The organism is Erwinia sp. 9145 (assembly GCF_000745075.1).
GTDB lineage: Bacteria > Pseudomonadota > Gammaproteobacteria > Enterobacterales > Enterobacteriaceae > Erwinia > Erwinia oleae.
Map to the genome: position 1 here is coordinate 3,241,451 of NZ_JQNE01000001.1, position 12,304 is coordinate 3,253,754.

Below are 12,304 nucleotides of genomic sequence, written 5' to 3' on the forward strand. Positions count from 1 at the left end.
CCTTTCTTAATGTTACGCGGCGGGCTGCACCAGTAGCTGTCCCGCCGTACCGCGATCCGCCATCTCCAGCGTCTGGCTGTAGTAGGTAAACGGAAAGTGGTCGGAAGACGCCTGGGTAAATGAGACAAACAGTTCAAGGGTGCCGTCGATCCAGACGGTATCTTTCCATCCGCGATCTTCCGCCATTGGCTGTGCGCCATTGACGTTTTTGATTAAAAACATCACGCCCTGAATATGAAATGCCTGCGGCTGATCGGCGTGGATTATCCAGCGCTCACAGCTCCCCTGCTGCGCCGTAACGTCAATACGATTCATATCCCACAGCGCGCCGTTGATACCTGCGATGCTGTCGCCGAGGTTGAATTCACGCGTGCGGCTGATGCTCTGCTCAATGATTTGATCCGCCAACAGACGCATTGGCAGATTGTCAGTCACCAGCGGCAACAGGCCGGTCGGACGCAGCGTCAGCACCAGCGTTGAGGTCAGAATACTGGACGGCTCAAACAGCCCGCGCAGACGCTCGACCAGCCCGGCCGCCGTGCCGGCGGTAATGGAAACCTCATCTCCCTGGCTCATATCCACCAGCACTTCGCGCCGTTCGCCCGGCGCCAGCGAAAGCTGTTGTACGGCCACCGGAGCGGGCAGGAAACCCTGATCGCTGGCGATGACGTTAAACGGGCGGTTGTCGCTCATCTGTAGCAGATAGCGGCGGGCGTTTGAGGCATTCAGCAGGCGCAGACGCACCCAGCCGCGCGATACCTCCACCGACGGATTTTGTACGCCGTTTACCAGCAGCGTGTCGCCCACGAAGCCGCCGCCTGACGGCGGATCGTAGGTCGGCGCGCCAAAGTTATCCAGCCGTTTGTCCTGAATAATCAACGGAAAATCATCCACGCCGTAGTGATTGGGGATCGGTAAAGACTTGCTGATGTCATCCTCAACAATCCACATTCCGGCGAGACCGTTATAGACATGCGGCGCCATGCGGTCAGGCGTGTTTGCGTGATACCAGAGGGTGGCGGCGCTCTGGCGCACCGGGAGCACCGGCGACCAGTCCACGCCCGGCGACATCAGCCGCGGCGCGCCGCCAACCAGCGCGCCCGGCACCTGTAGCCCGCTGATGGTCATGGCGACCGGCTCCAACAGACGATTGGTATAGATCAGTTTGACGTCGTCACCGTTCCAGACGCGCACCGTCGGCCCCAGATACATGCCGTTGACGCCCCACACCTGCGCCTTGCTGCCGCCGGTAAAAGACCAGTGGCTGCGTTGCAGAGTAAGGAAGACCGGCTGTCCGCGCCGCGACTCAACGAGCGGCGGTACCGGCAGCGGCGTATCCACGCCGGCGGCGCGCGCGCGAACCGGCAGTGCGCCAGCGCACATCGCCAGGCCCGTTGCCTGAACAAACTGTCGTCTGGTTAGAGACATACAAACCTCGCCATCAAAACGCGGCCGTCAGACCGCGCTCTTTTATTATGATTATTATTAACGCTGTGTGGTGATGATTATTTCTTGTTCCGGGCGGCGGCTTCGCGTTCGGCAACCTCTGCATCCAGCGCTTCCAGCTTCGCCGTCATCAGTTCGCGACAGTGCGTTGCCAACTGACGGACGGAGCGATCGGCAAATTCCGACGGCGCAATCGGCGGCAGCATTTCAACGATCACCAGTCCGTTTTTCAGTCGGTTGAGCTTGATCTTGCCGTGCGTGGTGGAGACCACAATAGGAATGATCGGCACGCCAGCCGCAATCGCCGCATGAAACGCGCCGGTTTTAAACGGCAGCAGGCCACGCCCGCGGCTGCGCGTCCCTTCCGGGAACATCCAGAAGGAGATTCTTTTCTTTTTAAACTGATCGACCACCTGACCAATAGTGCCGTGCGCTTTGGCGCGGTTATCGCGATCGATAAGCAGGTTGCCGGTCAGCCAGTAAAGCAGCCCGAAGAACGGGATCCACAGCAAACTCTTCTTGCCGACGGTCACCGTGGAAGGCTGAACAATCTTCGCTGCGGTGATCATATCGTAGTTGTTCTGGTGATTAGCGATGTAGATCGCGTTGGGATAGTGTTCCGCGCCCGGCGGTCTGCGCAGTTCAACGTCGATGCCAAACACGCCAGAAAGGCGCCCGAACAGGTGGCCGAAGGTGGCAACGTGCCGCGGGTTGCGCGGGCTGAACAGACACCAGATACAGCCAAACAGACAAACCAGTATCGAATAGATAACCATGATAATGATACGTAAAATTGCGAGCATCGCATCCTCATTATTGCTTTTAAACTCTGACCTGTGCCCAATCGCAGACCGGAACGCGTCCGGCCTGACAATCGCAGAGTATATCCTTAAACGTCAAAATACGCCGCTGGCGTTATGCTTCGTCACGGGTCTCTTCAGGACGCGGCGGCGCGTCGATCTCCACCCGGTCGATACGCTGAAGGCCACGCGGCAGCAGCGTGCCGCGACGTCCGCGTTCGGCGCGGAATTTTTGCAGCTCCTCCGGTCGCAGCGTAAGCTTGCGTTTGCCGACGAACAGCGTCACCGACGCCTGCGGGCTGAACAGCAGCAGCCAGACCAGCCGGTCTTCGCCCGACGCCGCCTGAGCGGAAGGGATTGAGATAATCTTGTTGCCCTTGCCCTTCGACAACTGCGGCAGATCGCCAACCGGGAACAGCAGCATTCTGCCTGCGGCGGTGATCGCCAGCAGCAGATCGTCCTCGTGATGGATCGCCATCGGCGTCAGCACGCTGGCGTTTTGCGGCAGCGTCAGCAGCGCCTTGCCTGCGCGGTTGCGGGAAACCAGATCGCTGAAGGTACAGACGAAGCCGTAACCGGCGTCCGACGCCATCAGCAGCCGTTGTTCATCCGCCTCCATCAGCACCTGCTCAACCACCGCGCCCGGCGGCGGCGTCAGCTTGCCGGTAAGCGGTTCGCCTTGTCCGCGCGCGGAAGGCAGCGTGGTAGGGTCCAGCGTGTAGCTGCGACCGGTGGAATCGATAAACGCCACCGGCTGGTTGCTTTTGCCGCGCGCGGCGGCGCGGTAGCTGTCGCCTGCTTTGTAGCTCAGACCGCCGGGATCGATATCGTGCCCTTTGGCGCTGCGTACCCAGCCCATCTGCGACAACACAATGGTAACCGGTTCAGAAGGCACCAGTTCGTTTTCGCTGATCGCCTTCGCCTCTTCGCGCTCGCGCAGCGGCGAACGGCGGTCGTCGCCGTAGGCGTCGCTGTCGGCCTGAAGCTCTTTTTTCAACAGCGTGTTCATTTTGCGTTCGGAGGCAAGAATGCTCTCCAGCCGATCGCGCTCTTTCGCCAGCTCATCCTGTTCGCCGCGAATTTTCATCTCTTCCAGCTTCGCCAGGTGACGCAGCTTCAGTTCGAGGATCGCTTCCGCCTGGGTTTCGCTGATGCCAAAGCGCGCCACCAGCGCCGGTTTAGGTTCATCTTCCGTGCGAATGATATGAATAACGTCGTCGATATTAAGAAAGGCGATCAGCAAGCCTTCCAGAATGTGCAGACGCCTGAGCACTTTTTCCAGGCGATGGTTGAGACGACGGCGCACGGTATCGCGACGGAAAACCAGCCACTCGCTGATAATCTCCAGCAGGTTTTTCACCGCCGGCCGATTATCCAGCCCGATCATATTGAGGTTAACGCGATAGCTTTTTTCCAGATCGGTGGTGGCGAACAGGTGATTCATCACCTGATCCATATCGACACGATTGGAGCGCGGTACAATAACCAGACGCGTCGGGTTTTCGTGATCGGACTCGTCGCGCAGATCTTCCACCATCGGCAGCTTTTTATTGCGCATCTGCAAAGCGATCTGCTCCAGCACGCGCGCGCCGGACACCTGATGCGGCAGTGCGGTGATCACCGCGTCGCCGTCCTCAATTTTCCATACCGCGCGCATCCGCACCGAGCCGCGACCGGTCTGGTAAATCTTGCGGATCTCATTGCGCGGCGTGATGATCTCCGCCTCGGTGGGATAGTCCGGCCCCTGCACAATATCCAACAGGTCGTCGAGAGTGGTTTTCGGCGCGTCGATCAGTTTCATCGCCGCCTGCGCCACTTCACGCAGGTTATGCGGCGGAATGTCCGTCGCCATGCCAACCGCAATGCCCGTCGTGCCGTTCAGCAGGATATTCGGCAGCCGCGCAGGCAGGATGGATGGCTCCTGGAGCGTACCATCAAAGTTGGGCACGTAGTCAACGGTGCCCTGCCCCAGTTCGCCCAGCAGCAGCTCGGCGTACTTCGACAGGCGCGATTCGGTGTAGCGCATTGCCGCGAAGGATTTCGGATCGTCCGGCGCACCCCAGTTTCCCTGCCCGTCCACCAGCGGATAGCGATAGGAGAACGGCTGCGCCATCAGTACCATCGCTTCATAGCAGGCGCTGTCGCCGTGCGGATGGTATTTACCCAGCACGTCGCCCACGGTACGGGCAGATTTTTTGAATTTCGCGCTGTTGTTCAGTCCCAGTTCAGACATGGCGTAAATAATACGTCGCTGAACCGGCTTCAGACCGTCGCCGATATAGGGAAGCGCCCGGTCCATAATGACGTACATGGAGTAGTTGAGGTACGCATTTTCCGTAAATTTATGCAGGGCAAGACGCTCTGCACCATCCTGCGTCAGTTCACTCATTATTCTTTGTTCCTCACGTCGCGCCGCACCCGGATCGTTTGGCGTGGATAGTACCCTATCCGGGCCACATCTGTCACAGAGTTCGAACAGGCACAGCCGGCGTCAGGCGCTAAAGCAGAGGCGGAATAAGGGAAGCGTAAACGGCACGCAGCGCGGCAGTGCGATCGTGACGCTGCCTGCGCTGCCGATGCCGCAGCGCGGATCGAATTAATAAGCCTGTTTGGCCTGCGCCAGCCAGCGACCGAGGATCTGCTGGTATTCGCCGGTCGCTGTGCTCAGGTGCAACCACTGATCGACATACAGTTTCCAGCTGATGTCGTCGCGCGGCAGCATGTACGCTTTTTCGCCGTACTGCATCGGCTTTTCAGGGTTAACCGCGCAGAGCGTCGGGAAGTATTTCTGCTGGAATAGCGCTTCTGAGGCATCGGTGATCATCACGTCGGCTTTGTTGTCCACCAGCTGCTGGAAGATGGTGACGTTATCGTGAAACAGCGTCAGGCTGGCCTTCGGCAAGTGGCTGTGCACGAAGGCTTCATTGGTGCCGCCCGCGGGTTCCACCAGCCGCACGTCCGGCTGATTAAGCTGCGCCAGGGTCTGGTATTTCTTTTTATCGGCACAGCGCACCAGCGGAATTTTACCGTCAACCCCTAACGGCGTGGCAAACCACGCGATCTGCTGGCGCTTCAGGGTGACGGAAACGCCGCCGAGCGCGATGTCGCACTGCTTCGCTAAAAAGTCTGGCGACAGCGTTTTCCAGGTAGTGGGCACCCACTTCACCTGCGCGCCAAGACTCTGCGCCAGCGACTGCGCCATATCCACATCAATACCCTCATACTGACCGTCGCCGCGCAGAAAGGTGTAAGGCTTGTAGTCGCCGGTGGTGCAAACGGTCAGCGTTTTACTCTGCGCGATGCGATCGAGATGCGATTGCGCCTGCGCGCCGCCCGCGACCAATAGCAGCGCGGCAATAGCTGTTTTTATCATTATCGTCTTGTTCTGTCCGGGTTGGGGAAGGTGAATCCTACCCTGCCAGGCGGCATTATTGCGTAAAAAGCAAAAGTGTTGTGATCAATGCCACATTTTTTTCCCTGCCGTTCGCGCGTAAACTGACCGCAATGTCATGAACCGGAGAGAGTAAACATGAGCAAAATTCTGATTGTGGACGCGGGCAAAGCCTTCGCCCATTCCAAAGGCGAACTGAACCACACGCTGGCGAACGCCGCCGCCTCTTTCCTGCGCGATGCGGGCCATGAAGTGGACCTGACCGTGGTTGATGATGGCTACGTTGTCGCCGAAGAAGTTGAGAAGTACCGCACGGCCGACACGGTAGTTTATCAAATGCCTGGCTGGTGGATGGGCGAGCCCTGGATCCTGAAAAAGTACATTGATGAGGTCTTTACCGAAGGCCACGGCGTGCTCTACGCCAGCGATGGCCGCACCCGCGCCGACGCCGCGAAAAAATACGGTTCAGGCGGCCTGCTTCAGGGTAAAAAATACATGCTGTCGCTCACCTGGAACGCGCCGCTTGAAGCCTTTACCGATCCGCAGCAGTTCTTCGAAGGCGTCGGTGTGGATGGGTTATATCTGCATTTTCATAAAGCGAACCAGTTCCTTGGCATGGAAGGGCTGCCGACCTTTATCTGTAACGACGTGATAAAGCAGCCGGACATTCCACACGATCTTGAGCGCTATCGGACTCATCTGAGCGAGATCTTTGCTTAACTTACCGGACACGACGTCAGTTTAAGGAAATGACCATGCTCACCGTAATTGCTGAAATATGCGTTAAGCCAGGCCGTCGAACCGCGGTAATGCAGGCCATTAAAAAGCTCATCCCTGCCGTGCTGGCCGAAGAGGGCTGCGGCCGCTATCAGGCGATGATTGATCATAAAGCGCAGGTGCCGTGGAAGCAGCACTCGCCGGACTCCATTTTTATGGTGGAACAGTGGGATTCGCTGCGTCATCTGGAGCAGCACCAGCAGGCAGAGCATATGGAAGCACACCGCGGCCTGATCAAAGATGACGTGCTGGAGGTGAAGATCTTTGTGCTGGAACCGGCGAGCTGAATCATTACTGACGGAGCGACTTCTCGCTCCGTTTTTTTATAGCAGCGCCTGGCTGGTAAATTTTTCGCGAAGAAAATCGATAAAGCACTGGATCCGTACCGACGGCGTACGGTAGTAAACCGCGTGGATGGGATGATGCATCTCGCGCGTCTCCTCCTCAAGCACCGGCACCAGCCTTCCGTTATTTCTGTCACAGTGGCTGAGAAAGTCCGAAATGCGCACAATCCCCTGCCCGTACACCGCCAGCTGCCGCAGCGTTTCGCCGCTTGAGGCAGAAACAGTGGGTGCGATCGGTAAAAATGTACCGTCGGGCTGGCAGACCGGCCACACATTCAGTTGGTCAAGCTGGCTGAAGCCGAGCAGCCGGTGATGGCTTAAGTCGGCGACGCTGGTGGGCGTGCCATGCTTCTCCAGATAGGCCGGACTGGCCATCAGTCTGATTTTGCTGACGCCAAGAAAACGGGCGTGAATGGTGGAATCGCGCAGTTCGCCAATGCGAATGGCAATATCCGTTTTCTGCTCAAGCAGATCGATAAAGATGTCGTCGGTGTTCAGCTCAAGCTGGATCAGCGGATAGCGGGCGGTAAATTCATCCAGCAGTGGTACGATCACGTGCAGCATAAACGGCGTGGCGGCGTTAACCCGCAGACGACCGGACGGCACTTCACGGCGGTGAGCGATCTGCTCTTCCGCTCGTTCAACGGATTGCAGTATCTCTCTGGCATGCTCAAGAAACAGCTGTCCCTCTTCGGTCAGCGCAATTCGCCGCGTGGTGCGGTGCAGCAGCGTGGTTTGCAGCTTTTTCTCCAGCCGGCTCAGCGCGCGGCTGATGGCGGAGGTGGTCTGGCTGAGCTGGCTGGCGGCGGCGGTGATTGAACCGCTGTCCACCACCGCCACCCAGGCGCGAAGCTCTTCAAGGGTGATTTTCACGGCGTGTCGATCCTGAAAAAAAGGCGGCCGTTACGGGCCGCCTTTGCTGAAACTTACACTTCAATTTCGGCGGTGTCGCCTTTTTCCTGAAGCCAGTTACGACGATCTTCCGCGCGTTTCTTCGCCAGCATCATGTCCATTACCGCGAGGGTCTGCTCGTAATTCTCATCATCTACCGTCAGCTGCACCAGGCGACGCGTATTGGGATCGAGCGTGGTTTCGCGTAGCTGAAGCGGGTTCATCTCGCCCAGCCCTTTAAAACGCTGCACGTTCGGCTTGCCCTTTTTACGCTTCAACTGCTCAAGAATGCCCGCTTTTTCTTCCTCATCCAGCGCATAGTAAACCTCTTTGCCGAGATCGATACGGTAGAGCGGCGGCATGGCAACGTAAACGTGACCGTTTTTCACCAGCGTGCGGAAGTGGCGGACAAACAGCGCGCAAAGCAGCGTGGCGATGTGCAGACCGTCCGAATCCGCATCCGCCAGAATACAGACTTTGCCGTAGCGCAGTTGGGACATGTCTTCGCTGTCGGGATCGATGCCGATCGCCACGGAAATATCGTGCACCTCCTGCGACGCCAACACCTCGTCGGAAGAGACTTCCCAGGTATTCAGGATCTTGCCTTTCAGCGGCATAATCGCCTGAAACTCGCGGTCGCGCGCCTGCTTGGCCGATCCGCCTGCTGAATCCCCTTCCACCAGAAAGAGTTCGGTACGATTAAGATCCTGCGCGCTACAGTCCGCCAGCTTGCCGGGCAGCGCCGGGCCGCTGGTGAGCTTTTTACGGACGACCTTTTTCGCGGCGCGCATGCGGCGCTGGGCGCTGGAGATCGCCAGCTCCGCCAGCTGTTCGGCTTCCTGCACGTTCTGATTCAGCCAGAGGGTGAAGGCATCCTTCACCACGCCGGAAACGAACGCGGCGCACTGGCGCGAAGAAAGACGTTCTTTGGTCTGACCGGCAAACTGCGGATCCTGCATCTTGACCGACAGCACATAGGCGCAGCGATCCCAAATGTCTTCTGCCGACAGCTTTACGCCGCGTGGCAGAATGTTACGGTATTCGCAAAACTCGCGCATGGCGTCGAGCAATCCCTGGCGCAGGCCGTTCACGTGCGTGCCGCCCTGCATGGTCGGGATCAGGTTAACGTAGCTTTCGGTCAGCAGTTCGCCACCTTCCGGCAGCCACAGCAACGCCCAGTCTACCGCTTCGACATCGCCCGCAAAGGCGCCGACAAAGGGCTTCTCAGGCAGCACCGGCAGGCCATTCACCGTTTCGTTCAGGTAATCAGTCAGGCCGTCGGCATAGCACCAGCTCTGTTCGGTGTTGTTTACTTTATCTTTAAAGATGATTTCAACGCCGGGGCAAAGCACCGCTTTCGCCTTCAGCAGATGGCTGAGGCGCGACACCGAGAAACGCGGGCTGTCAAAGAAGCTGACGTCGGGCCAGAAGCGGACGCGCGTACCGGTATTGCGCTTGCCGACCGTACCGGTAACGTGCAAATCTTCAACTTTGTCGCCGTTTTCAAACGCCATCTCATATACTTCGGCGTTGCGGCGGACCGTGACTTCGACGCGTTTGGACAGCGCATTCACCACCGAAATGCCCACGCCGTGCAGGCCGCCAGAGAACTGGTAGTTTTTATTGGAAAATTTACCGCCGGCGTGCAGACGACAGAAGATCAGCTCAACGGCTGGCACGCCCTCTTCCGGGTGGATATCGACCGGCATGCCGCGCCCGTCGTCAATCACCTCCAGCGACTGATCGGCATGCAGGATCACTTCAACGCGGCTGGCGTGGCCCGCCAGCGCTTCGTCGACGCTGTTATCAATCACTTCCTGCCCGAGGTGATTCGGGCGAGAGGTGTCGGTGTACATTCCCGGACGACGACGAACGGGTTCAAGGCCGCTGAGTACCTCAATGGAGTCAGCGTTATAGCTGGATTGAGTCATCGTTAACATCTGTTGATGGATAAAATGGGCCTTCCCGCAACCCCTTCAGGCGGACGTTAAGCCCAAAAAGCTGAGGATTGAGGAGAAATGGCGTTCGAATCCGATAAAAGCGTGATTGCCGCCCTCTTCCACCGTCTGGCGACAGGCGCTGTAGTAGTCCAGAGCCTGACGGTAGTCGAGCACTTCATCGCCTTTTTGTTGAATCAGCCACAATAAATCGGGCGAGGCGAGCGGTTCAATCTGCATCACTTTCAGATCGTAAATGTGGCGAGACTCTAACACATATTGCTGGCCGGTGTAGGGGTTCTCGTTTTCGCCCAGATAATCGGTCAGCAGCTCGAAGGGCCGCACGGCGGGGTTCACCACCACCGCAGGCAGACCGAAGCACTGCGACAGCCAGGTCGCGTAATAGCCACCCAGCGAGGAACCTACGATGCCCAGCGTTTCTCCGGCGGCGCTCATGACTTTCTCTTCCAGCAGCGCGGCAGCGTCGGCAGGGAACGCCGGAAGCTGCGGTACGTCAATGCGCACCGCCGGATAATGCGCCGCCAGCCACTGCGTAAACTGCGTGGCCTTGGCCGAGTCCGGGGAGCTGTTGAAACCGTGAAGATAGAGCAGCGTCGCCATATCAATATCCTTCTGAATCAAGATCCGGGCTGAAGGCGCGCGTTTGCAAGCGCTCCACCTCCGTTTCAACCCGACCGTCGTCAAAAAGTTCCAGCCAGCGCCAGCCCGGCGCCTCGGTATCAATAGTGAAATTCGTGCAGTGCGGCCTGAACTGAACGCAGGTTGACGGCGTGGCAAGCAGGCGCCGACCATTCCAGTCCAGATCCAAATCCTGATGAATATGTCCGCAGACCAGCGTGGTGACCTGCGGATAGCGCTGCAACACGGCGTCGAGCATATGTGAATTACGCAGGCCGTGCTGATCGAGCCAGGTGCAGCCGGAAGGCAAAGGATGATGATGCAAAAATACCAGCGCATGACGCTGCGGAAAGCGGTCCAGCGCCTTCTCCAGCCACTCCAACTGATAGTCGCTGAGTTCACCGTGCGGCACGCCGGAAACCTGGCTGTCCAGTAAAATAACCTGCCAGTTATCGCCCACTAAAACCTGCTTTTCATGACCAATTTTTGCGTCGGCAAGCGTGCTGAACATCACAGGCTGAAAATCGTGATTACCCGGCAGCCAGACGCACGGACCCGACAGGCGGGAGATACCCTCAGCGAAATGCTGATAGGCGGCAACGGTATGATCCTGCGCTAAATCACCGCTGGCGACGATCAGATCGTAAGGCCGCTGGCTGGCCGAAATCGCCTGAAGCACCGCCTCGAAACTGGCCCAGGTTTTTATACCGAGCAGCGTTTCGTGTTTACCGGCAAAAAGGTGGGTGTCCGTTATTTGTAAAATCCTGATTTTCGACCCACTTGCTACAGGAAGTTTTAACAGGCTATCCAATCACAGTCCTTAAGGTTGACCTCTCTCAGATGATGTCGTCAGGCATTCAGTACCGGAAGCGCCATCGCGCCGTGCGCCAGACAGTAGCGCAGCCAGTCGGCCAGGAATTGGTTTATCTGATGCTTTTCATCGCGCTGATGCAGCTTTTTGTTGGGATAATCATAGCGTGCTTTGAAGCGAAAAATCTGCTGCGTTGAACACACTTCTGCGACCATGGCATCATGATAGAGCCGGACGGACATCGCGGGCAGGCTCCAGTAGCTCACGGCTGGCGCAACCTGTTTAATTTCCACCAGCGTGGTATAACGCGTGGCTTCCTGGACAGTCACCGTGTAGCGTGCGCCGCTCACCTGATAGGTCACTGACTCGCCTGCCGCATCCTCTTTCGGCAACAGGCGGCGCAACTGAGCGAAATTGGTTTCGCAGAGGCGCATCATTTCAGGAAAATCAGGTACATAGCGCTTAATCATTCAGGTTTCCACTCTTCTCGTAATCTTTTATGATGCAGTTCAAGCCATTGCAATGCGATGACCGAGGCCGCGTTATCAATTTTCCCCTCTTCCACCCACTGGTAAGCCTGCTGTCGGCTGACCACGTGAACAAGAATATCCTCATTCTCTTCCTCCAGACCGTGGTTTCCTTGTGCCACGCTGGCATCCACTTCACCCACCAGAACCGCCAGACGCTCGCTGGTGCCGCCGGGGCTGGCAAGATAGTTGACGATCGGCTTAACGCGATGCGGGGCGATGCCCGCCTCTTCAACGGCTTCGCGCCGCACGACATCTTCAGGCGTTTCGCCCGGCTCGACAATGCCGGCCACTAATTCTAACAGCCAGGGCGTCGGGCTGCTGTCAAAAGCCGGAATACGGATCTGCTCAATCAGTACCACCTCGTCACGCAGCGGATCGTAAGGCAGCAGCACAGCCGCATGACCCCGCTCGAACACTTCACGTGTTACTTCACCGCTCATTTTTCCATTAAACAGGCGATGACGGAAACGATAGCGCGTAAGGGAGAAAAAACCGTTATAAAGTGTTTCGCGCGCAATAATTTCTACATCGTTTTTTGTAAAAATCACGGGAGAATTGCTGCCGGTTTCCATCGGGATCGCTCCTGTTGTGATATGGGCAAAAACGGAAAAAGCAATGCCGGATTTGCATAGAGTCTGGTTCTTAATGAACTATTTGAGTAAATTAAGGCAAGATGGCACGTTCAGCCAACTTATCTCATTCTTCTACTCGTTAGAATCAGCGATTATTTTTTGGCTT

General features: G+C 57.5%; 12 protein-coding genes. 2 read left to right on the forward strand and 10 right to left on the reverse strand.

From position 1 onward, the window contains the following. Positions 1-12: 12 nt before the first annotated feature. From ftsP to FA91_RS15375, 4 genes are all read right to left on the reverse strand, one after another. Positions 13-1,428 (reverse strand): cell division protein FtsP, encoded by a 1,416-nt coding sequence (ftsP, locus tag FA91_RS15360; protein WP_034917011.1) that lies wholly within the window; start codon positions 1,426-1,428, stop codon positions 13-15. 77 nt (positions 1,429-1,505) lie between these two features. After that, complete coding sequence (locus tag FA91_RS15365) at positions 1,506-2,249, reverse strand: 1-acylglycerol-3-phosphate O-acyltransferase (RefSeq protein WP_034917013.1); 744 nt, start codon at positions 2,247-2,249, stop codon at positions 1,506-1,508. 112 nt (positions 2,250-2,361) lie between these two features. Next, the gene (parC, locus tag FA91_RS15370; RefSeq protein WP_034917014.1) at positions 2,362-4,635 is read right to left on the reverse strand and encodes a DNA topoisomerase IV subunit A; all 2,274 of its coding nucleotides are present in this window, start codon (positions 4,633-4,635) and stop codon (positions 2,362-2,364) included. Between the two features lie 207 nt (positions 4,636-4,842). Next, positions 4,843-5,619: a transporter substrate-binding domain-containing protein gene (locus FA91_RS15375; RefSeq protein ID WP_051937224.1), complete on the reverse strand. Its 777-nt coding sequence runs from the start codon at positions 5,617-5,619 to the stop codon at positions 4,843-4,845. Positions 5,620-5,775: 156 nt separating this feature from the next. On the opposite strand from FA91_RS15375, the gene FA91_RS15380 reads away from it, so the two are divergent. Both FA91_RS15380 and FA91_RS15385 read left to right on the forward strand, forming a co-directional pair. Beyond that, on the forward strand, positions 5,776-6,357 hold the full coding sequence (locus FA91_RS15380) for an NAD(P)H-dependent oxidoreductase (protein ID WP_034917019.1): 582 nt from the start codon (positions 5,776-5,778) through the stop codon (positions 6,355-6,357). Positions 6,358-6,392: 35 nt separating this feature from the next. Continuing rightward, entirely contained in the window at positions 6,393-6,701 is a 309-nt protein-coding gene (locus FA91_RS15385; protein WP_034917020.1) for a putative quinol monooxygenase, read from the forward strand. Between the two features lie 36 nt (positions 6,702-6,737). Here the strand turns inward: FA91_RS15385 and FA91_RS15390 are convergent, their stop codons facing one another. The 6 genes from FA91_RS15390 to nudF are packed head-to-tail and all read right to left on the reverse strand — an operon-like array spanning position 6,738 to position 12,138. Further along, positions 6,738-7,631 (reverse strand): LysR family transcriptional regulator, encoded by an 894-nt coding sequence (locus tag FA91_RS15390; RefSeq protein ID WP_034917023.1) that lies wholly within the window; start codon positions 7,629-7,631, stop codon positions 6,738-6,740. 53 nt (positions 7,632-7,684) lie between these two features. Continuing rightward, a complete protein-coding gene (gene parE, locus FA91_RS15395; protein WP_034917024.1) occupies positions 7,685-9,580 on the reverse strand; it encodes a DNA topoisomerase IV subunit B in 1,896 nt (631 codons plus the stop codon). Between the two features lie 45 nt (positions 9,581-9,625). Next, positions 9,626-10,207, reverse strand: a complete 582-nt coding sequence (gene yqiA, locus FA91_RS15400) for an esterase YqiA (protein ID WP_034917026.1) — start codon at positions 10,205-10,207, stop codon at positions 9,626-9,628. A 1-nt stretch (position 10,208) separates the two neighbouring features. Then, positions 10,209-11,036, reverse strand: a complete 828-nt coding sequence (cpdA, locus tag FA91_RS15405; RefSeq protein WP_034917029.1) for a 3',5'-cyclic-AMP phosphodiesterase — start codon at positions 11,034-11,036, stop codon at positions 10,209-10,211. Between the two features lie 38 nt (positions 11,037-11,074). Further along, positions 11,075-11,506, reverse strand: a complete 432-nt coding sequence (locus tag FA91_RS15410; RefSeq protein ID WP_034917031.1) for a DUF1249 family protein — start codon at positions 11,504-11,506, stop codon at positions 11,075-11,077. Beyond that, entirely contained in the window at positions 11,503-12,138 is a 636-nt protein-coding gene (gene nudF, locus FA91_RS15415; protein ID WP_034917033.1) for an ADP-ribose diphosphatase, read from the reverse strand. Before nudF ends, FA91_RS15410 begins: the two co-directional genes overlap by 4 nt. Between the last annotated feature and the right edge of the window lie 166 nt (positions 12,139-12,304).